This window comes from Thermoleptolyngbya oregonensis NK1-22 (genome assembly GCF_032705245.1).
Lineage (GTDB): Bacteria > Cyanobacteriota > Cyanobacteriia > Elainellales > Elainellaceae > Thermoleptolyngbya > Thermoleptolyngbya sichuanensis.
This window is the reverse complement of sequence record NZ_CP053540.1, coordinates 1,516,057-1,542,152: the sequence shown is the minus strand read 5'-3', so window position 1 is coordinate 1,542,152 and position 26,096 is coordinate 1,516,057. Positions and strand designations below refer to the sequence as shown.

Annotated in this window: 20 protein-coding genes and 1 pseudogene; 11 read left to right on the top strand and 10 right to left on the bottom strand. The window is 57.2% G+C overall.

What is annotated here, in order from left to right:
- Nucleotides 1-86 precede the first annotated feature (86 nt).
- Nucleotides 87-1,367, bottom strand: a complete 1,281-nt coding sequence (serS, locus tag HNI00_RS06600) for a serine--tRNA ligase (protein ID WP_316791782.1) — start codon at nt 1,365-1,367, stop codon at nt 87-89.
- A gap of 166 nt (nt 1,368-1,533) precedes the next feature.
- On the opposite strand from serS, the gene HNI00_RS06595 reads away from it, so the two are divergent.
- Nucleotides 1,534-2,274, top strand: coding sequence for a Uma2 family endonuclease (locus HNI00_RS06595; protein WP_316791780.1), 741 nt, complete (start codon nt 1,534-1,536; stop codon nt 2,272-2,274).
- A 58-nt stretch (nt 2,275-2,332) separates the two neighbouring features.
- On the opposite strand, the gene HNI00_RS06590 is transcribed toward HNI00_RS06595, so the two are convergent.
- A complete protein-coding gene (locus HNI00_RS06590) occupies nt 2,333-3,097 on the bottom strand; it encodes a nucleotidyltransferase family protein (protein ID WP_316791777.1) in 765 nt (254 codons plus the stop codon).
- A 492-nt stretch (nt 3,098-3,589) separates the two neighbouring features.
- Between HNI00_RS06590 and HNI00_RS06585 the strand changes: the two genes are divergently transcribed.
- The 3 genes from HNI00_RS06585 (at nt 3,590) to dapB (ending at nt 6,451) form a co-directional block, all read left to right on the top strand.
- Nucleotides 3,590-3,796 carry a hypothetical protein gene (locus tag HNI00_RS06585; RefSeq protein WP_316791774.1) on the top strand — a complete coding sequence of 69 codons (207 nt, stop codon included), beginning with the start codon at nt 3,590-3,592 and terminating at the stop codon, nt 3,794-3,796.
- Nucleotides 3,797-4,222: 426 nt separating this feature from the next.
- Entirely contained in the window at nt 4,223-5,569 is a 1,347-nt protein-coding gene (locus HNI00_RS06580; protein WP_316791772.1) for a sensor histidine kinase, read from the top strand.
- Nucleotides 5,570-5,611: 42 nt separating this feature from the next.
- Complete coding sequence (gene dapB, locus HNI00_RS06575) at nt 5,612-6,451, top strand: 4-hydroxy-tetrahydrodipicolinate reductase (protein WP_316791771.1); 840 nt, start codon at nt 5,612-5,614, stop codon at nt 6,449-6,451.
- Nucleotides 6,452-6,479: 28 nt separating this feature from the next.
- Here the strand turns inward: dapB and HNI00_RS06570 are convergent, their stop codons facing one another.
- The 3 genes from HNI00_RS06570 to HNI00_RS06560 form a co-directional block, all read right to left on the bottom strand.
- Nucleotides 6,480-9,011, bottom strand: coding sequence for an endonuclease MutS2 (locus tag HNI00_RS06570; RefSeq protein WP_420156254.1), 2,532 nt, complete (start codon nt 9,009-9,011; stop codon nt 6,480-6,482).
- 134 nt (nt 9,012-9,145) lie between these two features.
- Nucleotides 9,146-10,687, bottom strand: coding sequence for a hypothetical protein (locus HNI00_RS06565; protein WP_316791766.1), 1,542 nt, complete (start codon nt 10,685-10,687; stop codon nt 9,146-9,148).
- Nucleotides 10,688-10,761: 74 nt separating this feature from the next.
- Complete coding sequence (locus tag HNI00_RS06560; protein WP_316791763.1) at nt 10,762-11,988, bottom strand: TonB family protein; 1,227 nt, start codon at nt 11,986-11,988, stop codon at nt 10,762-10,764.
- A 277-nt stretch (nt 11,989-12,265) separates the two neighbouring features.
- On the opposite strand from HNI00_RS06560, the gene petN reads away from it, so the two are divergent.
- The 4 genes from petN to HNI00_RS06540 all read left to right on the top strand — a co-directional run bounded on the left by petN (nt 12,266) and on the right by HNI00_RS06540 (nt 15,886).
- A complete protein-coding gene (gene petN, locus HNI00_RS06555; RefSeq protein WP_068510235.1) occupies nt 12,266-12,355 on the top strand; it encodes a cytochrome b6-f complex subunit PetN in 90 nt (29 codons plus the stop codon).
- Nucleotides 12,356-12,415: 60 nt separating this feature from the next.
- A complete protein-coding gene (locus HNI00_RS06550) occupies nt 12,416-12,583 on the top strand; it encodes a hypothetical protein (RefSeq protein WP_172358522.1) in 168 nt (55 codons plus the stop codon).
- Between the two features lie 341 nt (nt 12,584-12,924).
- Nucleotides 12,925-14,859, top strand: a complete 1,935-nt coding sequence (locus HNI00_RS06545) for a primary-amine oxidase (protein WP_316791760.1) — start codon at nt 12,925-12,927, stop codon at nt 14,857-14,859.
- A gap of 625 nt (nt 14,860-15,484) precedes the next feature.
- Nucleotides 15,485-15,886, top strand: coding sequence for a response regulator (locus tag HNI00_RS06540; protein ID WP_068510234.1), 402 nt, complete (start codon nt 15,485-15,487; stop codon nt 15,884-15,886).
- Between the two features lie 87 nt (nt 15,887-15,973).
- Here the strand turns inward: HNI00_RS06540 and HNI00_RS06535 are convergent, their stop codons facing one another.
- Nucleotides 15,974-16,600: a DedA family protein gene (locus tag HNI00_RS06535; protein WP_277774633.1), complete on the bottom strand. Its 627-nt coding sequence runs from the start codon at nt 16,598-16,600 to the stop codon at nt 15,974-15,976.
- Between the two features lie 294 nt (nt 16,601-16,894).
- Nucleotides 16,895-17,407: a porin family protein gene (locus HNI00_RS06530; RefSeq protein WP_172358525.1), complete on the bottom strand. Its 513-nt coding sequence runs from the start codon at nt 17,405-17,407 to the stop codon at nt 16,895-16,897.
- A 1,124-nt stretch (nt 17,408-18,531) separates the two neighbouring features.
- Between HNI00_RS06530 and HNI00_RS06525 the strand changes: the two genes are divergently transcribed.
- Complete coding sequence (locus tag HNI00_RS06525) at nt 18,532-19,701, top strand: extracellular solute-binding protein (RefSeq protein WP_316791756.1); 1,170 nt, start codon at nt 18,532-18,534, stop codon at nt 19,699-19,701.
- Here HNI00_RS06525 and HNI00_RS06520 read toward each other — a convergent pair.
- Entirely contained in the window at nt 19,607-20,308 is a 702-nt protein-coding gene (locus HNI00_RS06520; RefSeq protein WP_316791754.1) for a hypothetical protein, read from the bottom strand. The genes HNI00_RS06525 and HNI00_RS06520 overlap by 95 nt on opposite strands.
- A gap of 554 nt (nt 20,309-20,862) precedes the next feature.
- Here HNI00_RS06520 and gcvP point away from each other — a divergent pair.
- A complete protein-coding gene (gcvP, locus tag HNI00_RS06515) occupies nt 20,863-23,904 on the top strand; it encodes an aminomethyl-transferring glycine dehydrogenase (protein ID WP_316791752.1) in 3,042 nt (1,013 codons plus the stop codon).
- A 113-nt stretch (nt 23,905-24,017) separates the two neighbouring features.
- Here the strand turns inward: gcvP and HNI00_RS06510 are convergent, their stop codons facing one another.
- Nucleotides 24,018-24,314, bottom strand: a complete 297-nt coding sequence (locus HNI00_RS06510) for a hypothetical protein (RefSeq protein ID WP_316791749.1) — start codon at nt 24,312-24,314, stop codon at nt 24,018-24,020.
- A gap of 602 nt (nt 24,315-24,916) precedes the next feature.
- On the opposite strand from HNI00_RS06510, the pseudogene HNI00_RS06505 reads away from it, so the two are divergent.
- Nucleotides 24,917-25,159 (top strand): annotated as a pseudogene (locus HNI00_RS06505) (hypothetical protein); the annotation flags it as partial.
- Nucleotides 25,160-25,281: 122 nt separating this feature from the next.
- Here the strand turns inward: HNI00_RS06505 and urtE are convergent.
- A complete protein-coding gene (gene urtE, locus HNI00_RS06500) occupies nt 25,282-26,043 on the bottom strand; it encodes an urea ABC transporter ATP-binding subunit UrtE (RefSeq protein WP_297074828.1) in 762 nt (253 codons plus the stop codon).
- Nucleotides 26,044-26,096: the final 53 nt, after the last annotated feature.

The window sequence follows — 26,096 nt, the reverse complement described above, 5'->3', positions numbered from 1 at the left end:
CTGAGTTCCCAGCCCTGATTGCCCAGAGCCAGAGAGCAGGGCTGATGTAGGACTGATATAGAACTGATGTAGGGCCGCGACTTGCGTTACAGCACGTCGCGTCCTAAATAAGGTTGCAGCGCTTCGGGAATGGCAACGGTTCCATCCGGCTGCTGATAGTTTTCCAGAATGGCGGCCATGGTGCGCCCTACGGCAAGCCCAGAGCCGTTCAGCGTGTGGAGAAACTGGGTTCCTTTCTTACCGGCTTCTTTGAACCGGAGGCTGGCACGACGAGCCTGAAAATCGGTGCAGTTTGAGCAGCTTGAGATTTCCCGATATTTGCCCTGGCTGGGCAGCCACACTTCCAGATCGTAGGTTTTTACCGAGGCAAAGCCCAGATCGCCTGTGCAGAGGGCGATCACGCGATAGGGCAGCTTCAGCGCTTGCAGCACCCCCTCCGCCGCCTGGGTGAGGCTCTCCAGTTCATCCATCGAGGTATCTGGATGCACAAACTTGAACATTTCCACCTTGTTGAACTGGTGCAGGCGGATTAGCCCCCGTGTATCTCGCCCGTAGCTGCCTGCCTCGCGTCGGAAGCAGGGCGTGTAGGCACAGTGATAAATCGGCAGCGCGTCGGCTTCTAGGATTTCGTCGCGATAGAGGCTGGTGATTGGGACTTCGGCAGTGGGGGTGAGCCAGAGATCATCGCGATCGCACTTAAAGCTTTCATCCGCAAACTTCGGCAGTTGCCCCGAAGCCGTCAGCGAGGCCGTGTTAATCAAAATCGGCGGCAGCACCTCCACAAAGCCCGCCTGGGTGTGGCGATCGAGCATGAACTGGATCAGCGCCCGCTCCAGCGCTGCGCCCGCTCCCAACAGCGTCACAAAGCGGCTCTGGGCAATTTTCACCGATCGCTCAAAGTTGAGAATTCCCAGCGTTTCGCCAATTTCATAGTGCGGCAGAATATTGGGATTGGTGGGAATATATTCATCTCCCCAGCGGCGAATTTCGACGTTTTCGTCTTCGCTTTTGCCAATCGGGGTTTCCTCGCTGGGCAGGTTAGGAAACGTGAGCAAGAGCGCTTGCAGTTGTTCTTTGATCTCCTTCTCTTTCGGCTCCAGATCGCTCAGTTGCGCCTTGATCTGGTTGCCTTCTTCCTTGAGCGCCAGCACTTCGGCATCATCAGGCTTGGCTCCCGATTTCATCTTTTGCCCGACTCGCTTGCCGATTTCGTTGCTGCGGGCCTGAAGCTGCGATCGCCCCACTTCTAGCTCGCGCTGCTGCTGGTCTAGCGCCAAAATTGGTTTCAGGTCATACCCGCCGCCCCGCAGATCTAGCTTTGCCTGCACCTGCTCCGGATTCTCCCGAATTTGCTTGATATCCAGCACCGTTTTTCCCCGCCGTATTTTTTACTTGCTGTGGCATTTCACAGGATACAAGGATTGTGGGAGCAGCGTCACGGGGGGACAGCGTGTGGGGGCGATCGCCCGCTGCAATAGCCGAGGCAAGCAAAAACAGAGTCGGTAGAATAAAGAGAACGAGCGGGACGGTTCTATGGTTTCAGTACGCGATCTGGATGCGAACGTAGCGCCGCTGAGCGAACCCCACAGCGACGAACCTCAATTGGAATCTGTTTATCATCTCCGTCAACTTGTTTTGCTCTTGTCTTGTCTAGAGTGGTGGTGGCGAGATCGGCAGAATTTTTTTGCAGCGGGCAATCTCAGCATTTACTGGCAGCCAGAAGACATTGGCAAACGCTGGACAGAGCGGCAGTTTATCGGGCCCGATTTTTTCGTGGTGCTGAATGTAGACTCGCGACCCCGCAATAGCTGGATGGTATCCCTCGAAAATGGGCGATTTCCCAATGTCATTGTGGAACTGTTGTCAAAAAGCACCGCCCGCAAAGACCGCACCGCCAAAAAAACGCTGTACCAAGACGTATTCAAAACGCCGGAGTATTTCTGGTTTCATCCCGATCCCCAAAATCAAGAGTTTCGGGGATTTCGACTGGAAAATGGCACGTATCAGGAAATTGTGCCCAACGCTCAGGGCTGGCGCTGGAGTGAGGAGTTGGAGCTATACCTGGGCATAGCAGATGAGCAACTGCGCTACTTTGCGCCAGACGGGACGATGGTTCCCACGCCCGCTGAGGACGCGATGCAGCAAAAAGCGGCGATCGCCCACACGCAAGAGCAACTCCAGCAAGTGCAGCAGCACGCCGAAGCCGAACGCGAACGGGCCGAAAAACTAGCAGAGCGCCTGCGATCGCTCGGCATTGACCCCAATGCTCTCTAGTCATCAGTCTTCAGTTTTCCATCTTCAATCTTCCATCTTCCGTCTTCCATCTTCAGCACTATCCCTCTGGCGGCGTAAGTTGCCGAATCGCCCGTGCCAAGTCGTCTGGCGTACCGACATCCAGATAGGAACCGTCGGGAAAGGCTTCTGCTTCCACTCGCAACCCCGCATGGATTCCAGCCTGGATCACATCGCCGATGGGAACTTCTGTTTCGGGAACGGGGCCGCTGACGAACTCGTGCAAAAACTCGGTAAAGCGGGGCGACCAAACGGCGATCGCCCACATATAGATCAAGTCCGTCTGCTGCGGTTTTTCAACAATTTGCTGCACACGCCCGATTTCATCAAACTGCACCATGCCCGCTTTGCGAAAGTTTTTGGTCGGAAATAGCCCCAGCACCACATCCGCGCCCCCTCGCGCCAGCCGTTCTAGCAATGCGGCATAGGCGTTTTCCGGCTGAAACAGGATGTCGGGAAACCCAATCGCCACGGTTGCCCCCTGCAAAAACGGGTAGGCCTGATCCAGCGTGTAGGGCACGCCGTAGGGCACCTGCACCGTCAGATAGCCCAGACGCATCTGCACCAGTGCGCCGTCGCCATAGTAGGCGGGAATATCCCACTTGCCCGGCCGCAAGATAAAAAAGGCTTTGGCAATCCCCGCCTGCTGCATTTTCTCCAGCAGATAGTGGCTGACGACTTTGGGAACAGTGCGCCCATCAGCACTTGTGCGAAAGCCCAAAGGGTAAAGCTCTTTACTCAGCGGCAGGGGCGAAAGCCGGGTCGCCTGTCCGCCAGCAGGCAGCAATCCGATGACATTGGACATAGGAATTCATCGAACTCATCACAGTACGGCAAGCCAGAGTACGGCAAGTCAGAAACAGGATGGACTGAGCGTAGAAACCTCCTGTGTAAGGATACTGAGCTTTTTCAGTGCTTTTTCCAGTCCGCAGAAATGTCATGAAACTTTTATGAGATTTTTATATTTCCTTTAAGTTTCTGGGAAAGCTAAAAGCAGCTTTTTGCCAAAATGCCTGATTTGGCAAGCCTTTGACAGGTCTCGAAACCGGATGCGAAAACTGGGCGATCGCCCCTCATAGAGCGCTGAACCGGGTGTTTGATTCCGCATTTTCCGCAGCGATTTAGGAGCGAAATGGCACGATACACCGCCGATGGACTTCCAGATTCGGTTTTTGCGACTTGCAGACCGAATTCAGTCCAGCGGTTGAACGCTGGAACCATTGGGTGATCCCATCGGGGGATGGCGAAACCTTTGTAAATTTATGACCCTAAATATAGTTACTTTTGTTGAGTTTCCATGAAGACGCAAGCAGGGTTCTCCACAGAATATGGGATTGGGGATGTTGCCAACCGGATTGTGGCAACGGGCAAAATCACCCGTGAAGACGAGCAAATGCTGCATCAGGTGATGATGTCGGATCTGTATCTGGGCATGGAAGATCTCCGTCATATCCGCATCGTGCTGGATCGCCTGCAAATGGGCTTGCTCCGGGTCGCCGATTAAAAGCCGACTAGCGAGTAGAGGATACGCACAGCAGGTGATCTACAGGTGAGCGATGGGTGAGCGATGGGTGAGCTAGGAGAGATGCGCTAGGAGATCACAAGCTTGATACTGGAGGGTCGGAGGTGAGTCACACTCCGACCCTCTTTCAATGAGGTTCCTGTGGGTCACGAGCGCAATTCTAAAACCGATCGTGTTTTGTAGCCTTGCTTTTGAGATGGCGATCGCCCCCTCCGTGCAATCCCAAAGCAGTGCAATCCCAAAGCAGTGCAATCCCGAAGCGGAAATCTCGTTCAGAGAGGGCAAATTCATGTTTTGCCCCTGATAACGACAGGATGTTAGCTCAGATGGAGGGGTGGGCATTCTCAAGTAGCGCTCTTGAAGATTGCTTCAAACTTCGCCTCTCACCTGACCCAATCATCCAAACGTATGACCAACCTGCTGCATACGCTTTTCGGTTCGCAGGGCTATATTCCCCACGGGCACTGTTATCTGTGGCAACCCTGGCTAGTGTGGTTACATGTTGCGTCGAATGCGGCGATCGCCCTGGCTTATTTCTCGATTCCCGCCTTGCTCCTTTACTTCATCGCCAAGCGCAGAGATGTTCCGTTTAACTGGATGTTTGTGTTGTTTGGAGCGTTCATCATCGCTTGCGGCATAGGACATCTGATGGATATCTGGACGATCTGGCATCCAAGCTACTGGCTGTCGGGTGTGGTGAAAGCGTTCACGGCTATCATTTCGATTTATACGGCGATAGAGCTAGTGCCGCTGATTCCTCAGGCGTTGGCGCTGCCCAGTCCCGCCAAGCTAGAGGCGGCAAATCGAGAACTAGAACGGGCGCTGCGAGAGCTTCAGAGTACCCAGTCGCGCCTCATCCAGGCGGAAAAGCTTTCTAATCTCGGGCAGCTTGTGTCGGGCATTGCTCACGAAATCAACAATCCTGTTAATTTTATCTACGGCAATATCAATCACGTCAGCAGCTATACGCAGGAATTGCTCAATTTGCTGGCGCTGTATCGAGAAACGGTTCCCCAGCCTGCACCCGCTGTGGCAGAGGTCTTAGCCGAGAGCGATCTGGAGTTTATCGAGGGCGACCTGCCCAAGACCCTTTCCTCGATGCAGATTGGCGCAGACCGGATTCGCCAGATTGTGCTGTCGCTGCGGAACTTTTCTCGCGTAGACGAAGCGGAAATGAAGCCCGTGAATCTTCACGACGGCATCGACAGTACGCTGATGATCTTGCAGCATCGCCTCAAGCCAAAGGGCGATCGCCCCTGCATTCAGGTGGTGCGCGAGTATGGCGATCTGCCCAAAGTGGAATGCTATGCAGGACAGCTCAATCAAGTGTTTATGAACATCTTGAGCAACGCAATCGATGCGCTAGAAGAAGCCTGTGAGACGGATAAAGCCAATCAATCAAGCACGCTAGAGCGAACGCTTCAAGATAAAGCACCTGTCATCAAGATCTGCACACGCCTGATTGAACCGGACAATGCCGCGAAGCAAGTTGAAATCTGCATTGCGGACAATGGCCCCGGCATTCCCAAAGCAGTGCAAGCCCAAATTTATGAGGCGTTTTATACCACCAAGCCGCTCGGCAAAGGAACCGGACTGGGGTTGGCCATTAGCCATCAAATCGTCACAGAAAAACATCGTGGGCAACTGATTTGCCAGTCCGACACAGGGCAGGGCACGACTTTCTTAATTCAGATTCCGCTAAGACAGTCATTCGCTGTCCCAGAGTCAACGCCCACCGCAGCGAGAAATCCCTAACCGCTATACAATGCCAAATGTTGAGCAGAGAACCGTTTGGCTATGACGCAGGCTCCAATGACACAGGCTCCGATTCCGGTCGTGGTAAACGGCGCAACGGGCAAGATGGGGCGCGAAACCATCAAGGCGATCGCCGCTAGCAAAGACATGACTTTGGTGGGGGCACTGGCCCGCAACCCAGATCAGATTGGGCGGGACGTGGGCGAGGTGGCAGGCTGCGGCCCGCTGGAGGTGCCAATTCTCAACGACATGCAGGGGACGCTGGCGCTGGCATCGCAGGAAAAGCAGCCCGCTGTGATGGTGGATTTTACTCATCCTGACGTGGTGTATGAAAATGCGCGGGCGGCGATCGCCTACGGGGTGCGTCCGGTGATTGGCACGACGGGGCTGAGTGTGGAGCAACTTAACGATCTGGCAGACTTTGCCGACAAAGCCAGCATCGGCTGTCTGGTGATTCCCAATTTCTCGATTGGGGTGGTGCTGATGCAGCAGGCGGCCGTGCAGGCATCGCGCTATTTCGACCATGTGGAAATTATCGAGCTGCATCATAACCAAAAAGCCGACGCGCCCAGCGGCACAGCGATTCAAACGGCGCAGCTTTTAGCAGAATTTGGCAAAGCCTTTAATCCGCCGACCGTTGATGAAACCGAGAAACTCCCCGGCGCACGCGGCAGTCAAACCGAAGACGGCATCCGCATCCACAGCGTCCGGCTCCCCGGTTTAATTGCCCATCAAGAAGTCATCTTTGGCGCACCCGGCCAGCTTTATACCCTGCGCCACGACACGAGCGATCGCGCGTCCTATATGCCCGGTGTGCTGCTCTGCATCCGCAAGGTGCTGGAGTTGAAGTCACTGGTCTACGGGCTAGAAAAGATACTGTAGCAAGGCAAAGGGCGATCAAGCGGAGCCTTCATTCTATATAAGCGACCGTCACGCCAGAGCCGCCGTCTGCCTGCTCTGCCGCCTCAAAGCGCGACACCTGGGGATGCTCTTTCAGAAATGCGTGAACCCCCTGCCGAAGCTTGCCTGTGCCGTGGCCGTGGATAATCCACAGGGGGCCCGGTTGGGCGCTGGCGATCGCCCGTTCTAGCTCAATCTCTGCATCTGCCACCCGGCTGCCCCGCAGGTCGAGGGTGTTCTTTGACGTGCGAATCGCGGGGGCTTCGGGCGGCTTTTCCTCCGCAGATTTCTCTGACGGCCGCTTCTTTTCTGCACTCTGGCCCTTGGCGGCCGCCCCCTGCTCCCTGGCGGGCAGTTCTGCTTTTTCCCCTTGCAGCGACTCTACATCCGCTAGAGAAACGGTCATCTTCATCAGCCCAAAGCGGACGGTGAATTCGCCGCTGTCGTCGGGATGGGTCAGCACTTCGGCAACCTGGCCCAACCGGGGAATGCGGACGCGATCGCCCACCTTGGGGCGAAACCCAGGCTTCGGCTTGGGCGGGGCCTGACGCGAGGGCAAGTGACGCTCGGCCAGCTCGTTCAGGGCTTCGGTGGCCTGCTGGGCGGTCTGGGCTGTTTCGGGGCCGCGCTGGAGCTGGCGAATTACCCTAGCGATTTCAGCTTTAGCCTGGGCGATCGCCGCCTGCACTGCCTCTTCCTGCTGCTGTTGCAGTTCCCGTTCGCGCTGCCGCAGCGTCTCCGCCCGCCGCAAGATCTCCTGATGCAGCCGCTCGGTTTCCCGAATCAGTTGCTCTGCGGATTGGGTCTTTTCCTCCTGCTGGCGGCGCTGCTGCTCCAGTCCGGCAATCACGCGGTTTACGTCGCTCTCGGAGCCTGCGCCGATCTGCGCCCGGGCCGCCTCCACGATTGCCGGGTTGAGGCCAAGCCGCTGGGCGATCGCCAGCGCGTTTGAACGACCAGGAATGCCCCACAGCAGCCGATAGGTGGGGGATAGCGTCACATCGTCAAATTCCACCGAGGCATTCTCGAAGCGCTCGTCTTGATACTTCAGAGCCTTCAGTTCGCCGTAGTGGGTCGTGGCAACGGTTAAGGCGGCGTGATCGGCTAAGTAGCGGAGGAGGGCGATCGCCAGCGCACTGCCTTCTGAGGGGTCAGTCCCTGCACCCACTTCGTCGAGGAGGACGAGGGAGGGCGTTGGGGCATGGGGGAACGGCTCGTCCTCACTCAACGGCCCTGTCTCACCGTCACCCTCCGCCTCATCCTGCTGCAACGCCGCCAGAATCCGCCCAATCCGGCGAATGTGTCCAGAAAAGGTCGAAAGGCTCTGCTGAAGCGATTGCTCGTCGCCGATGTCGGCCAGGACTTGGTGAAACCAGGGCAATTCCACGGGTTCGCGGGCGGGAACGAATAGCCCCACTTTTGCCATCAGCGCCGCCAGTCCGAGCGTTTTCAGCGTCACGGTTTTGCCGCCCGTGTTGGGGCCGGTGATGGCGACGACGCGGATCTGGGGCTGGATGACCAGATCGATCGGCACGACGGCCGGCCCCTGCTCGTGCTGATGCTGCCAGATGAGGAGCGGGTGGCGGAGCTGGCGGAGGGTAATTGGGGCAACCGCAGACGCAGAGCCGTTGGCGGAGTCCCCAGATTCCTGGCTCCCAAATTCCACAAAACGCGGAGGATTTGCGCCGAGCCAGAGGGAATAGCGGGCGCGGGCGGTGGCCAGGTCAAGGGTGGTGGCGATCGCCAGCAGTCTTTCTAAATCTTCGTGAACGTCTGCAACCTGTTCGCTGAGGGCGCGGCGGACGGCTTCTTCTTCCACCTGCTCTTGTTTAAGAAGCTGCCGAAGCTGGTTGCCGTGGCTGACAATGGCGTTTGGCTCTACATAGAGCGTTGCGCCGCTGGTGGAGGTGTCGTGGACGATGCCGGGGATGATGTCCTTGTGGGAAGATTTGACGGGCAGCACAAAGCGATCGCCCCGCTGAGTAATCAGCGCTTCCTGCACGGCGTTGCCGTGGCGCTGCAAAATGCCTTGCAAGATTTGATAAATGCGATCGCGCTGCTGCTTAAGCTGCTCGCGGATGCCGCCCAATTTGGCACTGGCGCGGTCCATAACCCGGCCGCGTTCGTCGATGCAGCGGTGGATGTCCTGCTCCAGTTCGGGATAGGTGCGGAGGTCTGCAACCAGGGCATTGAGCGTGGTCAGGTCAGGATACTGATCAATCGTGCGGCGGAGGGTGCGTGCGCCAGAAAGCGTGGTGGCGATCGCCAGCAAATCGTCTCCGCTCAAGATGCCTTGCAGTGCGGCCCGCTCCAGCGCGTCGCCAATGTCCTGAATGCCCTCAAAGCTGAGCGAAACTGGCAGCGTGGTTTCAAGCTGATAGACCTCGCGGGTTTGCGCCAGCAGCGCCTCGCTCTCGACCAGGGTATCGGGAATTCGCAGATCTTGCGCGACTCTCGCACCCAACTTCGTCGCAGCAAAGGTGGCGAGATGCTGGCACAGGCGCGGCCATTCCAACAAATTGAGGGTTTCAGCTTGGATCAATTGCGGCTCTGGGCTGGAGACTATTCCCAATTATCAAGGATCTAGAGCGTGTCAGCAATTTCGCCCAACGGAGCCAGGCCAATTCTCCCAACGGGCACTCCGAATGCAACAGGTAAATACCTCTAACACCGGGTTCAAGCGCTAGGAAAGTAATGCCGCAGCACCGCTTCGTAGGCTTCATTCACCCGCTGGGCTAGTTCCTTGCTGCCCCCCGTGTCGGGGTGTGCCGTTTTCATCGCCTGTTTGTAGGCGCGTTTGAGCGATTCGGGGGTGAGCGGCGTAAACGGGCCCAGATTCAGCAGCGCCAAATAGTCAGGAATCGTGTTGCCGGAGCGCTTGGCATAGTTGGGACTGCCATAGCTCGAACCGGCCGAGTGTTGCCCCGCCGACTGTTTTTCTCGCAACAGCCGCTCGACCACGGTATCGAGGGCGGCGATCGCCTCTGGTTCCCAGCCAAACAAGTGAAACACATCGGGGAAGCGGGCGGCCTTTTTGCGGAGGCGCTGCAATGCGGGCAGCCAGGATTGCTGGGGGTGTGTTGCCGTTTGCCAGAGCGCATCGTAGGCGCTGAATCCGCCCAGCTTGTAGATGTAATAGCGATCGCCCGTGCGTGCATCGACATGACAGCCAAACTGCTGCAACACGTCCGCCCCGGCATAGCCAATGCCCTCCTCACCGTGGATCATCTGGTGCAGTTGCGCCAACACGGGATGCAGCCGCCGGGCCCAGTCCAACTCGCACAGCGCCACCCAATCCGGCGTGTGGAACAGGGGCGTTTCGGCGTTGGCTTCGCGGTGGCTAGCGCTGTATTGCTCATAGTCGCCCACCGTGCCCCAGGTCGCCTGGATGCGCTGCTGCCAGTCTGCCTCGGTCTGCGGGTCGGCCAACTCTTCGGGCAGGTCAAGCTGGGCTTGAATCTGTTCAAGCTGCGTCTGGATCTGGTCGAGCCGTTGCCCAATGTGGCGCGTGGTGGCGGCTATCTGGCTGGCCAGCATCTGGGCAAAGCTGGCTGCCTGGGCCTCCAGCAGTTTTTGAATTTGCGGGGCAGAAAGTCCGGCGGCGGAACCGTTTGAAGCGCTGTTTGAAGCGCTGTTTGAAACACTGTCTGAAACGCTGTTTGAAACACTGTCTGAAACGCTGTTTGAAACACTGTCTGCAACGCTGCCTGCCCTCTCCCGCAAGCGACTTTCTACCGCCCGCTGATGTTCGGTCAATTCCACCAAAATATCGCTGAGGGCCTGCACCTGCCGTTCCAGGTCATCGGAGGCTGCTCCCGATCGGGGGCGATCGCCCTTTCCTGCACTGGCTTGTGCGGGGTTGTCAGTCACACTTCCCAGCGGCAGCGGCAACTGCGACTCGCGGCGGCTAGCAGACGGGTTGCCATAGAGCAGGCGATCGCCCCCCTCCGGCTTGTAAATCAGCAGGTCGGCTGCCTCGTCTAGCCTTCCGCCGCTAAAGACCAGCGTGATGCTTCCTGGCGCATAGCCCACCTTGCCGCTGTGCCAATCGTCCAACAGCGGCGCACAGTAGGACGAGACGGGAAACTCCGTCGGCTGCGTCACTACTCGCGCCCCAGTTTTGGTCGCCCGCAAATAGCGCCCCGCCAGATCGGCGATCGCCCCTTCCAGATGCTCGGATTTAATCGCGGTCGTCACCCGCAGCGATTTAGGATTCATGCTTTGAATCTTAGCGAGTGTCAGGTTTTTAGGTTTCTAGGAGGCGGCTTTCGGGCTTCAGGCGGCAAACGGACTCACTCTTTAGCGCCTGGATCGCGGGCCGCTGCTCCCGGTTCCACCAAATTGTAGTTAAACGTGAGGTTGACGCGGATGCGATCGCGCGTGGCGGTGGCAGGAAACGGCTCAAACGGGGCGGACTGCTGCACAGCGGCGATCGCAGCAGCATCGGCATCGGCAAAGCCAGAGGGTTCCGCAAGCTGCAAGTCGAGCAGGTTGCCTGCGCGATCTAGGGTGAGCCGAACAATCACACGGTAGGGGCGGTCGATGGGCACTTGCTGCCAAACTTCTTGCACGTCCCGGTTGAGTTGGTTAACGTACTCGCCCCACGCAGGGTCGCGCTGGGCAGAGAGTCCTGGCGGATTGGCAAGCGGATTGGCCGCCGTCGTGCGGTCTGGGTTGGCGATGCCGTCTAGTCCCTGACCTGGTGGGGGCGGTGCAGCCGCAGGGTTGCCAGCAACGACAACTTCCGGCAAGGGCTGGGGCGGCTGAGGCGAGACAGGCGAAAAGTCTGGCGGGGGCGGCAGTGCGGCTTCCCAGAGCGGCTGGGGTGGCGGCAATGGCGGCCGGTCCAGGGGCGAGGGAATCGGTTCTGGCGGCACAAAGGGAGCCGGACTCAGCGCGGGCAAACCGTTGGGGGTCGGAGCCGCCGGGGCCACCGCCACTGGCGTAGCCGCAGGGCTGGGAGAGGCAGCGGGCGGGGGAGGGGTGGGCGGGACGGGAGCCGGAGCAGCGGATGGGGCAATTTCCGCAGGGATCGCTTCACGAATCGGGCTGGGAGCCGGGGCAGGCGCGGCAGGAGGAACCACCGGGCGGCTGGCATGGGCGGCGGGTTGCGGCAGGGCTTTTTCGGACCGATCTTCCGCGGGGGCGATCGCCGCAGTTCCTTCATCCAGCGCAGTCCCCTTGCTGCCTGCTAGCGTCACCGCATCCTTCTGAAACTCCACAGCCTTGCCCGCATTGGTGGGTAAAGCGTCCACCTTTTCGCCAGTCGCTTTCTGAGACACTTGGGCGCGGCGCAGCGCAGCTTCTACCGCTCCCGTTTCAGGAGCATCCAGGTAAACAAACTCGATCGGCTGGGCAGGGCTGGGCGGCTCGACCTGGGGCGGCTCCGGCAGTTGCCACGCGACCCAGCCTGCGGTCACCGCGCCCGCATGAAACGCCGCCGCCGCCGTGACGTATAAGACTAAATGCTTGCGTTGGCGCGTCATCACCCGCGACCGATAGCGCCCCAGTCGGCTCATACTGCTCCTCACCCCGCCCAGGCGCAAGCCCTGTAAATCTGCGAGTTACTGTAATCAAACCACAGGATGCGGCCGATCTGACGGCTTTTTTTTCCGCAAAAATACCCAATTTTTCTACATCACGCAGAACGATCGAGAACGGGGAATCGCTGTTCAGACCGTTACCGCCCCAATTTCCGATTGCATCCTGGCTGGCAGGGGACTTCAGGAATGCTGGCCTTTTGCCGTAAAATAGGAGCTTGAAATCATTTGCACCCGCTGTGTTTGAGATTTTGCTATGGATATTTTGACGTTGGGATGGGTTTCTTTGCTGGTTCTATTCACGTTTTCAATCTCGCTGGTGGTTTGGGGGCGCAACGGTTTCTAACTGGTCTAACTGGATTGACCAGAACTTCCGTCCAGATTCACAATTTTTGCAATTTTTGCAATGACCCTTGATACGCTTGATCTATCTGCCCTGAGTCTGTCCCCGCTGAATGTGTTGGCGGTGCTGGCGGCGCTGCTGCTGGTCGGCGTGACGGGCGGGGTGATTTATTTGACGGCTGTGGAATGGCGCGATCGCCGTCGCCAAGACCGCGAAAAGCGAAGCCGATAGCCGGACTCAGCAATTCCTCACCTTCCGAAAAGAGCCAGTTGATCTGCATCAGTCTGGCTCTTTTGCATTTTTGTCCGCCGCATTGGAGGGATTTTGGAGTTTGGATTGGCGATTTTGGAGGGTATGGGTCGTGTGGCTCAAGAATTGACCCCAACCCAAAACCTCCCCCTGCTCCGCAACAACGCACACCACAAGGTTCAATCAGATTCGCTATCTTCAGAGATTGGGCATAGCCATCCCGTTGCGTCCTTTCTGCCGCTTTCTTTCCATAGAGCTATCGAGCAATGGCTTGCTCTGGCGAACAGCCCTATCTAGAACTCTCAATCCCTTTCAAACTCTGTATGACGACAACCCGCGAAACGCTGACTTCTCCTAACCCTCAGGCAGGGGCATTGCATCCCTTAGAACCGCTGACCGCCGCTGAAATTAACCAGGCGGTTTCCCTGCTTCGGCAGCAAAAAAACGTGGGCGACGGTTTTCGGTTTCCCTCGGTGACGCTGCATGAACCGCCCAAGGCGTTGGTGCAAGCCTATCAACCGGGCGATCGCTTCGAGCGAGAAGTCGCCGTTATCTTGCTGGACAATGCCACGGGGCAAACCTACGAGGCCATCGTTTCCCTCACCCAGGGGCAGGTCACCTCCTGGAGGCAGGTGCCGGGGGTGCAGCCCAACATCATGGCCGACGAACTGGTGGAGTGCGAAGCGGTGGTCAAGGCCCATCCCGACTTTCACGCAGCGCTGGCAAAGCGGGGCATCACTGACTTAAATCTGGTGATGGTCGATCCGTGGGCACCAGGCAACTTTGGCTTTGAACACGAAAAGGGCATCCGCTTTTCACGCTGCATCTGCTATCTCCGCGCCACACCCGACAGCAATGCCTACGCCCGCCCCATCGATGGGCTAATTCCTGTAGTGGATTTGAACAAGATGGCGCTCATCCGCATCGAGGATCTGGGCGTGGTGTCTGTGCCGCCAGAGCCGGGGGAATACGAAGCCCGCTTCATGCCAGAGTTTCGCAAAGATATTAAGCCGCTGCACATTACTCAGCCCGAAGGGCCCAGCTTTCAGGTCAACGGGCACCACATCCGCTGGCAAAAATGGGACTTTCGCATTGGCTTTACCCCCCGCGAGGGGCTAGTGCTGTATTGCGTCAGCTACGAAGATCAGGGGCGGCTGCGGTCGATTCTCTATCGCGCTTCGATGGCAGAAATGGTTGTGCCCTATGGCGACCCGCGCCCGCAGCACTATCGCAAAAACGCCTTTGACGTGGGCGAACATGGCGTAGGACTGCTGGCCAATTCCCTCAAGCTGGGCTGCGACTGCGTGGGCGAGATTTACTATTTTGACGGCGTGCTGACCAATAGCCGGGGCGAGGTGTCGGTGATTGAAAACGCCATCTGCCTACACGAAGAAGACTTTGGAATGCTCTGGAAGCATACCGACTGGCGCAGGGAGAGCGTGGAAGTGCGGCGATCGCGCCGTCTGGCCATTTCCTTCATCGCCACAGTAGACAACTACGAATACGCCTTTTTCTGGTACTTCTATCAGGACGGCAGCATTCAGTTTGAGGTCAAGCTAACAGGCATTCTGCTTTGCGCGGCGCTGGCGAATACCCCGAAATATGGCACGCTGGTTGCCCCAGAGCTAAACGCCACCAACCATCAGCACTTTTTCTGTATGCGGCTGGACTTTGACCTGGATGGCACGGCCAACTCTGTTTACGAAGTCAACACCGAAGCCGAGCCGATGGGCCCCGAAAATCCAATGGGCAATGCGTTCTATGCTGTCTCAACGCTGCTGGCAACCGAGCAGCAGGCCCAACGCCTGATCGACCCCTTCACTGCCCGCTACTGGAAAGTGGTGAACCCCAACGTCACAAACCGCCTGGGGCAACCCGTCGGCTTTAAGCTTGCGCCCGGAGAAAACGTGCTGCCCTTTGCCCATCCTGACTCGCCTATCATGAAGCGGGCTGGCTTTATGGGCAAGCACCTGTGGGTCACGCCCTACGACCCGGCCGAGCGCTATCCCGCTGGCGACTATCCCAACCAGCACCCCGGCGGCCAGGGTTTGCCCCAATGGACGCAGGCCAATCGCTCGATCGAAAATACCGACGTGGTGGTTTGGTATAACTTTGGACACCACCACATTCCCCGCCCTGAAGATTGGCCCGTCATGCCCACGGCCTACTCTGGCTTTATGCTGAAGCCCGTCGGCTTTTTTGATTGCAACCCAGCGCTGGACGTGCCGCCCTCTGAACCCAAGCACGCTTGTCATTAAAACGGGCCGGAACTTACGCACTTGCAATACGCACTTGCAATACGCACTTGCAATAAACTCTCTGGGTTCTAGACGATTTCTCCTGGGCTGCGTCCGCGAGAAATCGTCTAAAGGGCTAACGCCATAAAACGGGTGAGAAATCATTCAACTCTTGGAGAATATTGCGAAGGAATCATTACCATTTTTCTTTCGCTATTTTCCTTTAAGGAAACTCTCTTTGAAACAAGATAAAAAGCGCCTAAAATTCTCTCTCAGAGGTTGATCTAATCCCCTTCAAAGTAATCCCCTTCAAAGCTCCGTTACAGCATTTTCTTGGGATATGAGGCCTGCGCCAACTCAGACAGGCGAGGACTTTTGTCCCATCTCATGCCTCACTAGCTTCAAAAACGCTGTAGTCAAATCGGTGTTAACTTGTAAGTCTTTTGATAATGCTGTGTTAAGGCTTGAAAACTATCGCCAAGTTTCTATTGTCAAAGCCTAAAAAAAATTGAAGGCCGCTGATAGAAACTAATCACTACATCGTCCTGCTGGCAAGAGCTTGAGCCTGATTTTGCGTGAACTATAGTCTGGAGTATAGTTACTTGACAACACCCGATATCCCAAGCTTGGGTATCCGAGGAAAATCATGCAACTGCAACTCAACCAGAGCTATGTCTTGGTGTTGGATAAGCCGTCCGACGAACTCCGCAGACTGGAATCTCAGCTTGCTCGGTTGCACTGTCCCGTTGTGGTGACGAACTCAGCCGTGCAGATGATGCTACGGGTCAGCCAATCGCCGCCGTCTCTGGTGATTTTGGTGGGGGGCGATCGCCGCTGGTCTGAAGTGTTGGTGAAACAACTCCGCAACAACGCCAACGCCCGCCACACCACCATCGTCACGCTGACCGATCACCATGCACCCAGTTGGCTACATCAAGAAGAAAATCCGGGCTTTGATGGGTTTCTGGTTAAACCGCTGACGGCCGATGTGCTAATGTCGCTAGTCCAGTCGGCCTGGGCGCGGCAAAGCGTCGGTTCTGCAAGCTAGCTTCAGGCTTGTCTAATCCAGACTTGTTTGATCCAAACTTGTCTAATCCAGGCTTGTCTAATCCAAACCTGGCTGAATGGATTGGGCTTAGCCTTCAAGCTCCTGCTTGGCGCGGTGTTCTAGCCAGATGGGGAGGGCGATCGCCGCACAAAACAGCAGCAGCGCCACCACCGCAAACTGCCCCACGATGGTTACCAATTGCTCTAGGGGAATCAGCTTCCCCACAAAGAAAGCCAGCGTCACCATCACCGAAGCCCAGGACAGCGCCCCGATCAGGTTGCACAGCAAAAACTGGGGATAGGGCATTTGTGCAATGCCTGCTAGGGGCCCGGCAAAAATTCGCAGCAGCGCCAGAAATCGCCCAAAGATCACGGCTCTGGCGGCATTCTCGCTAAACTGCGTGCGGACTGCTAGCAGCCTGGATTCCTCAATACGAAACACGCGACCCGCCCGCACCAGCAGCGGCCAGCCCCCAAAATATCCAATCCAGTAGCCAAAATTGTCGCCCAGCACAGCCCCGGCCGTTGCGCTGGCCAAGACCAGCCAGTAATTTAGCTCATCGCTGCCTGCCAAAAACCCGCCTACCAGCGTAATTGTCTCCCCTGGCAGCGGCACGCCTGTATTTTCGAGCATGATGCCCAAAAACACGACCCAATAGCCATACTCATGTGCAAGATTTTCCAGGGCCTCTAGCGATAACAGCTCAAGCGACATGAGGGAAGCCTTCACAAAGATTTACGAACACTCTTTTGATCTTTACTTAAGCCGGAGAGGGTGTCAATGATTAAGAAAATCCCCCCGTTTCCCAGTGCGATAGGAATTCGGGGGGATATCCGGAGGATTTAGTTCAGCTTCAGGCGAGATCCCAACCAGACACGGTTCGCTAATACTGCTAGCTATCCCGCTAGATCTCAACCTTAAGATCTCAACCTAAACATCACACTGCGTCATGGTTTCTAGCCTTAGTCGCTGCAACGCTACAAATCAAGCGGTGCCCGATGCAGCAGTCTAGAACCGATAAGCTGCACCAACTTGCAGGCTGACAGCAGCGTCATTGCTGTTTCGATATGCATCAAAGCCTACCTTCGCGTCACCGTAGAGGACGATGTTGCGACGAATCGCGGCTTCCACGCCCACCGTGGCCACCGGAGCGCTGCGATCGCCCAGCGGGGTAGACCGGCCCTCATCCGTCACGAAAGAGTAGCCGCCGCCGACGTAGAGGTTAGCGCCAGGAGCAATGCCGATGTCATACGTCACCAGCGGCATGAGCGCCACAGAATCGCTGATCAGCGCTGCACCACGCACCGAGATAGGCGCTACAGGCACGTCAAAGCGTCCTTGAACGTTTGCCCCGAAGGAGGTGTCGCCAGCGGCATCTTCGGTCACGCCCGCAGCAATACCCGCACCGATGTAGTTACCAGCCATTTGGGCCGAAGCAGGGCTGGCAGAGAGCAGCATGGGAACCGCAGCAACAGCCGACAGAGCAGAAACGGTAGCAATCGATTTCAGAGAGAGTTTCATAGGTTTTTCCATCCCAAAAACGTACAAGAGAGCGCAACAATCCGGCATAAATGCAAACTGCACTTATGGTGAATTCGGACCAGGTAATCGAATCAGAGTCGCTTCATGCTCGACCATAGAACGTGAGATGAAAGATTTCTCAAAAAGGCGCTTTCGCACCTCTTTCAATCTCAGTCTGATGGCATCAAGAGCAGGTGAATTGCAGGTTCTGGTTTAAAGAATTCATCTGTGTCTTAAAAGTTCCTTAGACTTAGAAAGAATCCTTTAGCACCTGAACTATCTTAGTTATAGAACTAGAAAATGAGCGATCGCCCCATCTATGTTTCGCTAATTAAACTGTCACAAGTCTGAGCGCGATCGCCAAACGAAAATTAGCTTCCAAGCCTTGCTAGCATCAGCCAGGCGCATCTATTCAAAGATATAAATAACCAAAACTGACAGCTTAAAAGTCTTGCCAAAAGACGAATAAACTTACATTTTGTTCCCGAAATGAAAGATCGCAATCATCTACGGAATCCTCTATCTAACGCAAGGGAATAGAAGGATGGAAATCTTATGAGACGCATGAGTAAAAGGTACGCCAGTCGGTTTAGAGGATGCAGGCATTCCTCCGAAATTTAAGACTGTCCTTTTCTTATTCCCTACTCCTTTCTATTTTATCTATCAGCGCAATCGGGAGGATTGATCTGACTTGCGTTTTGCAGTCCACCTGATGTCTAAGAGGGTGTTTGAAAAGGTATCGCCTGCAATGTTAAGCACTCAGAGATCCCCCCTAGCCCCCCTTAAAAAGGGGGGAAACCGCCTTAAAGTCCCCCTTTTTAAGGGGGATTTGGGGGGATCTTGCACGCTTTGCTACAAACAGTAGGACTTTTCAAACATCCTCTAAGAATTGCCCGCAAGATTCTGCCAGATTCATAACCAGTTTCATAAGAACTAGCGCTATCGGAGCGCTACTCGGAACGCTACATTGGCAGCGGTGGGCTACAATCCTTGCTCAACACGATAAAAGGGGCGATCGCTCTCTGACTTGTGGAGAAGCGACGAGGTCTAACATTCTGCTAACATCCTGAAACAACTGGTTCCCTGAGTCCAACCCTCTCTCTATCCTCTCACCCCTGATTAGCATGAAGCGGCGATCGCTCCTCATTGGCTCCAGCAGTGTAGCGCTTGCGGCCCTGGTGGGCGGATGCCGCCGCCGCGACAACGGGCTGCGGGTGTTGTTTCTCGAAGACTCGGTGCCGCCGCAGGTCTTAAAGGCATTCCGCAGCGCCCTCAGCCAGCCCCTACCGCTGAGCTTTGTGCCGCGCCCCCAGCTTGCCAGCATTGTTGAGCAGTTGGAAACCTGGCAAACGGCGGAGTCGCCGCAGACGGCCGACCTGGTGACGCTGGGTGATGCGTGGCTGACGCAGGCCATTCAGCAAAAGCTGATTCAGCCGCTAGAGGTGTCGTCCATTTCTGGCTGGGAGCGCGTGCCCAAGCCCTGGCAGGATTTGGTAACCCGCGATCGCCAGGGTGCGCTGAGCGCTGCGGGTTTGGTGTGGGGTGCGCCCTACCGCTGGGGCAGCGTGGCGATCGCCTTTCGCAGGGACAAGCTAGACCCCCTGGGCTGGCAACCGCGAGACTGGGCAGACCTGTGGCGGCCAGAGCTAGCCGGAATGCTGTCGCTGCCCGATAGCCCGCGCACGGTGCTGGGGCTGGTGCTAAAGAAACTGGGGCGATCGGTCAATGAAGCAAACCTAGCGGACGTTCCTAATTTGCAGGATGAACTGGCTGCCCTCGATGGCCAAACCAAGTTCTACAGTTCTACCGATTATTTGCAGCCGCTGCTGATCGACGACACCTGGGCCGCCGTGGGCTGGACGACCGACATTCTGCCCGTGATGCAGGGCGACCCGCGCATTGGGGCGGTAATTCCCGCGTCGGGCACGATGCTGTTTAGCGATTTGTGGGTGCGTCCAGCGCGATCGCCCTCCACAGAGTCCAATCCGGGGGCGATCGCCGAATCTGCGCTGACCCAGTGGATCGACTTTTGCTGGCAGCCGGAAACTGCAACCCGCCTGTCGCTGCAAACGTCCGCCGCATCGCCCATTTTTGCGCTGGATGCGTCGGACTTGCCTGCGGACTTGCGAAACCGTGAGCTACGGCTGCCTGCCGAGTCCATTTTGCAGAAAAGCGAATTTCTCTTGCCGCTATCACCTGCTAGCGCTGCCCAATTTCGGCAGGCGTGGTCGGCGTTGCCGCGGCAGGCGTTGGCCGACCCGTCAGCCCAGCAATCCCGTCGGAGCGCAGCATGATGTCGCAGTCTCGCTGCCCCTCTGTCTGGCCCAATGCCACACCCGAAAAATCGCACAGATAAGCCGCCAGCAGGTTACCCTGGCGGTCAAAGACGCGGGTGCTGTAGCCATAGGTGCTGGCAGACGCGCCAAATTGGTTTACAAACGTGTAGCGCTCCATATAGTTATAGATGCTCCACACTTGCGGGTTGACGACTAGCTCCACTCGCTGGGGCGAGTCTTCGCGGGCAGGATAGACCAACCAAGTTTCCAAAAGCTGTTCGCCAAACTGGTCACGAACCCACCATAAGCTGGGCAGCGTCAGTCCTTCCTGAGAGATGGTGTTTGCAGTAATCATTTCCGGATCGGGCAAAATCGCGCCCGGTTGCGCTAGCGATAAATCCGGGGGTTCGCTCAGCAGCAGACGGGTCATGTCGTCGGAGGCGGCCGCTGCCGTGCGGGTTGCTGCGGGCGCGTCGGACTGGGGAGCCGCATGGACGGCGATCGCCCCACCCATCAACCCTACAACCAGACCCACGCTCAACCCTGCTTTTGCACCAACACCCATCCAGTGCGATTCGCGAAGCCATGCCTGGGAGAATTGCCCGTTTGCCCGTCTATTTGCCATGTTCACTTGCCATTAATGCGACATCAGCCGACTAGAAAGAGCCAGCCAGAGTTCGGCTTTCCTGACTTGCGGTTTTGAATTATTCCTATGAGTTTTTCCTATCCTCACCCAAACCGATTTAATCGGCAAGTCCAGGAAAAATACATCATCCGATCGGATGACCCAGAGCCATAGGCCGGATGAAGCAAGCCGCAACCCAACGGAGCGATGGGCGATTTTCTTAACATCCCTTAAGATTACTAGAATACGTCTTAGAGAAATGGGAACTCAGGAGTAGCAGCGTCATACCCCCAGTGCCTCGTCTGTTTGGGTGGCTGTCTCCAGGTAACTGTCTTTAGGCGGCTGTCTCTAGGCAACTGTCTTCGGGCGGCTGTCTCTAGGCAACTGTCTTTGGGCGACTATCTATCGACTGTCTAGCCATGAGGCGGCGCTTCTGAATCCTCCTGAATGAATCGGTAAGGTCTGTCGGTCTGTGTTATCTGGTCTGTTTATCCGGACTGTTTTCCCAAGCTCTCTTCGATTTTTATCCTCAAACTCACCCTCTGCTGCTGTCTATGTCGCCTGAAACTTTGACCAATTCTCAAGTGTCGATGGATAACGCTGGCTCAATTTCCAACGGCGAGGTCGCCGGAACTCTGTCCACAGGGATTGAGAACAGAGCAGCGGCAGATGGCGGGCAATCGGGCGATTCCCGCAGGGATCGCTTCGCGAATCGCGCGGGGAATGCAGAGGTCGATGGGTTTACGGCTGCGGATGACTTTGTGCAGCGGCATATTGGGCCGTCGGACGCAGAGGTGCAATCCATGCTGGCGACGCTGGGCTTGGGGTCTTTGGAAGAACTAATCGATCGGGCCGTACCCACGGCTATCCGGCTCCAGCAGCCGCTGAACCTGGGCGCAGGGCAGAGCGAGTATGAGTTGCTCAAGGAACTGAGGGCGATCGCCGCTCAAAATCAGCTTTTCCGCTCCTTCATCGGCATGGGCTATGCCAACACCATTACGCCGCCAGTCATTCAGCGCAATATTCTGGAAAACCCCGGCTGGTATACGCAATACACGCCCTACCAGCCCGAAATTGCCCAGGGTCGCCTGGAGGCGCTGCTGAACTTTCAGACAATGGTGATCGACCTGACGGGGCTGGAAATCGCCAATGCCTCGCTGCTGGATGAGGGCACGGCCGCTGCCGAGGCGATGACCCTCAGCTATGGGCAGCACAAGGGCAACAGCAAAACTTTCTGGGTGTCTGAAGCCTGCCACCCGCAAACGATCGAAGTGGTGCAGACCCGCGCCCGACCGCTGGGCATCGAGGTGCTGGTCGGCGACCACCGCACGTTCGATTTTTCCACGCCCGTCTTTGGCGTGCTGCTGCAATATCCGGCGACGGACGGTGCGATTTACGACTACACGGCGTTTATTGAGCGGGCCCACGCACAAGGGGCGATCGCCACCGTGGCCGCCGACCTGCTCAGCCTGACGCTGCTGAAACCGCCGGGAGAATTTGGCGCAGATATTGCCGTCGGCAGCACCCAGCGCTTTGGCGTGCCCCTCGGCTATGGCGGCCCCCACGCGGCCTACTTCGCCACCAAAGAAGCCTTCAAGCGGCAGATTCCGGGTCGTCTCGTCGGTGTATCCAAAGACGCGACGGGCCAGCCCGCTCTGCGTCTCGCCCTGCAAACCCGCGAACAGCATATCCGCCGCGACAAAGCCACCAGCAACATCTGCACTGCCCAAGTGCTGCTGGCCATCATTGCCAGCATGTATGCCGTCTACCACGGCCCGGATGGCCTCAAGCGCATTGCCACTCGCGTTCACCAACTCACCTGCGCCCTGGCCGACGGTCTGAAGGCGCAAGGCTATGAACTGGGCGCTGAACCCTTCTTCGACACGCTGCGGGTGACGGTGCCCGATGCTGAGGAAGTGCTGGAGCGGGCGATCGCCCACCAGATTAACCTCCGCCGCATCGACCCTACCACCCTCGGCATCAGCCTCGACGAAACCACCACCCCCGCCGACCTCCAGGATCTCCTCCAAGTCTTCGCCCCCAGCTCCCCAACGCCTTCCCTGCCAAATTCCCCTCACGTCAGCGCTGCGGAGCAAAGCCCTCAGATTCCCAGCCCCCTCGCCCGCACCAGCCCCTACCTCACCCATCCCGTCTTCCACCGCTACCACTCCGAAACCGAACTCCTCCGCTATATGTATCGCCTCCAGCTCAAGGACTTGTCCCTGGCCACGGCGATGATTCCCCTCGGCTCCTGCACCATGAAGCTGAACGCCACCTCCGAAATGCTGCCCGTCACCTGGGCGGAGTTTGGCCAGCTTCATCCCTTTGTGCCGCTGGATCAGGCCCGGGGCTATCAAGTCCTGTTCCAGCAGCTTGAGGACATGCTCAAGGAAATTACGGGTTTTGCGGGCATCTCACTCCAGCCAAACGCCGGGTCCCAGGGCGAATACACCGGGCTGCTGGTGATTCGGCAATATCACCTGAGTCGAGGTGAAGCACATCGCAATGTCTGCCTAATTCCCGAATCAGCCCACGGCACCAACCCCGCCAGCGCCGTGATGTCCGGCATGAAGGTGGTGCCCGTCGCCTGCGACAGCGAAGGCAACATCGACGTGGCGGATTTGCGAACCAAGGCAGAGAAGCACCAGGCCGATCTGGCAGCGCTGATGGTGACGTATCCCTCTACCCACGGGGTCTTTGAGGCGGCGATTCGGGAAATTTGCGACATTGTTCATGCCCACGGCGGCCAGGTCTACATGGATGGAGCCAACATGAACGCCCAGGTGGGATTGTGCCGTCCGGCAGACTTTGGCGCAGACGTATGCCATTTGAACCTGCACAAGACCTTCTGCATTCCCCACGGCGGCGGCGGCCCCGGCATGGGCCCGATTGGCGTAGCGGCGCATCTGGTTCCTTTCTTGCCCAGCCATCCCGTCGTGCCGATGGGTGGCTCCAGCAGCGTCGGTTCGGTTTCCGCCGCACCCTGGGGCAGCAGCAGCATCCTGCCCATTTCCTGGGTCTATATCCGCCTGATGGGCACGGCTGGGTTGACCCGCGCCACCCAGGTCGCCATCCTCAGCGCCAACTACATTGCCAAGCGGCTGGAGGGCCATTATTCCGTGCTGTATAAGGGCGAAAACGGGCTGGTGGCCCACGAGTGCATCCTTGACCTGCGCCAGTTCAAGAAGACGGCTGGCGTAGACGTGGAAGATATTGCCAAGCGACTGATCGACTACGGGTTTCATCCGCCCACCATGTCCTGGCCCGTGGCGGGGACGATCATGGTAGAGCCGACCGAGAGCGAGTCGCTGGCGGAACTGGATCGCTTCTGCGATGCGATGATCGCCATCCGCGAAGAAATCCGCGAGATCGAAGACGGCACAGTTCCCCAAGACAATAACCTGCTGAAAAATGCGCCCCACCCCGCTGCCATCTTGCTCAGCGACGAATGGAACCGCCCCTACTCGCGGGAGCGGGCTGCCTACCCCACCGCCTGGACACGGGAAAACAAGTTCTGGCCCGCAGTAGGACGGATTGACAACGCCTATGGCGATCGCAACTTAGTCTGCTCCTGCTTGCCGATGGACGCTTATTAGATTATTAGATCCATCGCGCCATCGAATGGGGGAATTTTAGATTGGGGATTTTGGATTTTGGAGTGAGGGGATGCCTGCTAAAATCCAAAACCCAAAATCCTCCTTATCGGGTCTTACTCGTTTGTGCCAGAATTGCTCCGTACTTCGCGGTGGAGGTAGCGCAGCACTTCGCCGGGGCGACCGTCGAGGACGATGCCGTGGGGCGGGAAGTCGAGGGCGTGCGTCCACTCAAAGCGTTCGGCATAGCGCAGCAGATGCAGACGGTCAATCGCCATCTGTGCGTCTTCGGGCAGGCCGATGATGCAGTGGCGCAGGCGGCGACGATGGGGCAGTTCGCAGGTGAGCGGGGGCAGCGAAAACTGGGTCGCCTCCGAGATTGGGGACGACCAGGTGTATTGAACTGTCAGCATTTGGGGTTTCCTCCTGGAAACGAGGTAGGGAAACCCCGAAAAGATGGCCGCCCAAACGACGCAAAGCAGGTTTCAAGGCGGCCATACAATAGGCAAAGCCCTGAGACAGCTCGGACTGTCCTGGGGTCAGGCGTTGGTAGGTGTTGGCCCATCTACCAATGCCGTAATCGACGAACCGGCCAAATTTTCGGGGAGTGAAGCAAGCTGCGTCTTGGAAAAATCACAGCTTGATGGACGATTGTAGTGGATACCCCTGATCGGCGCAAGCAAAATTTTGCTACGGAGTGTAAAGGAATCTGGCATCCACTTTTTGGCGCGAAAGCGCTCGATGCGTGGCTCTGGATGGGATGCTTTCTCTAGATGGGACACTTTTTTTGAAGGTTTGTATTCTAGATTCGCAGCAAAACTCAACATTGCATTACAGTTTGCAATCTGTTTTTCTAGGAGAGTGCTTTAATGAATCTGTGAATTGCTGTGAATTGAACTGAATTGCTGTGAATTGAACTGTTGTTTTGCTGTGCATGTCGGCTGTCCTAACGCATTCCGCTGAACTCACCGTGGACTCTAATCTTTCGTCGATTTCCTCCAGCGTAGATACCAGCGACAATTTGCCCCGCGAGGTGCGGGTTGCTCAGCTTCGCAATACTGTCGAAACGCTGCAAATGGCCGATGCGATCGCCAGCAGTGGATATCTGATTACCAGCGCCGAACTGGCCGACCTGATGGATGTCAACGCCAGCGCCGTCACCGGGCGGGGCGATCACTGGGTCTGGCGCAACTGGGTCGTCTCTCGCGTGCGCCGCGAAGGGAACCAGATTCTCTGGCAGCTAGAGCGAGTCGATTAGCCGCTGAGTGTTTGGGTTTGCGTAGGGACTTCCAGCCCCTCTTGCTCCCCGCCTCCCGACTGGGAGCAGGGGTTGGGGGATGAAAGCAGATTGAACGTTGCACATCGCGCCACGACACGTCATTACACAGCCAGGAATTGCTGGATCACGTCGTTGCTCAGTTCGCTCGTCGGGCCAGAGGCGACAATGCCGCCCTTTTGCATGGCGTAGTAGCGGTCGGCCTGGCGCACAAAATGCAAATGCTGCTCCACCAAAAGGACAGAAATACCCGTGGAGGCAACGATCTGGCGCACGGCGTTTTCAATGTCCAGGATGATTGAGGGCTGAATGCCTTCGGTGGGTTCGTCCAGCACTAGGAGTTTGGGCTTGCCCATGAGGGCGCGGGCGATCGCCAACTGCTGCTGCTGCCCGCCCGACAGGTCGCCGCCCATCCGATCCAGCATGGTCTTTAGCACAGGAAACAGGTCGTAGATATAGTCGGGAACCTGGTTGGTACTGCGCCCAGCCTTGTCTGCCCTTGCTTCGCGCCCCAGCAGCAGGTTTTCCTGCACCGTTAGCCGGGGAATCACCTCGCGCCCCTGCGGAACGTAGCCAATGCCCAGTCGCGCCCGCTGGTCAGGAGTCCGTTCTAAGAGCGATCGCCCATCAAATGTGATATTCCCACTGCGCGGCTTTAGCAGGCCCATGATGGTCTTCAGCAGGGTCGTCTTGCCCACGCCGTTGCGCCCAATCAAACACACCATCTGTCCCCGTGGCACGGTGAGATCCACATTCCGCAAGATGTGGCTCTCGCCGTAATACACATTCAGCCCCGATACGCGGAGCATAGCGTCATCAGAAACGGCAGGCGTTTCGTAGGCGACAGCAGAGTTGGTTTGGCTCATGATGGCAGAGGGAAAGGAATAAGGGAGTATTGGCGCGATGGGGGATTGGCGTG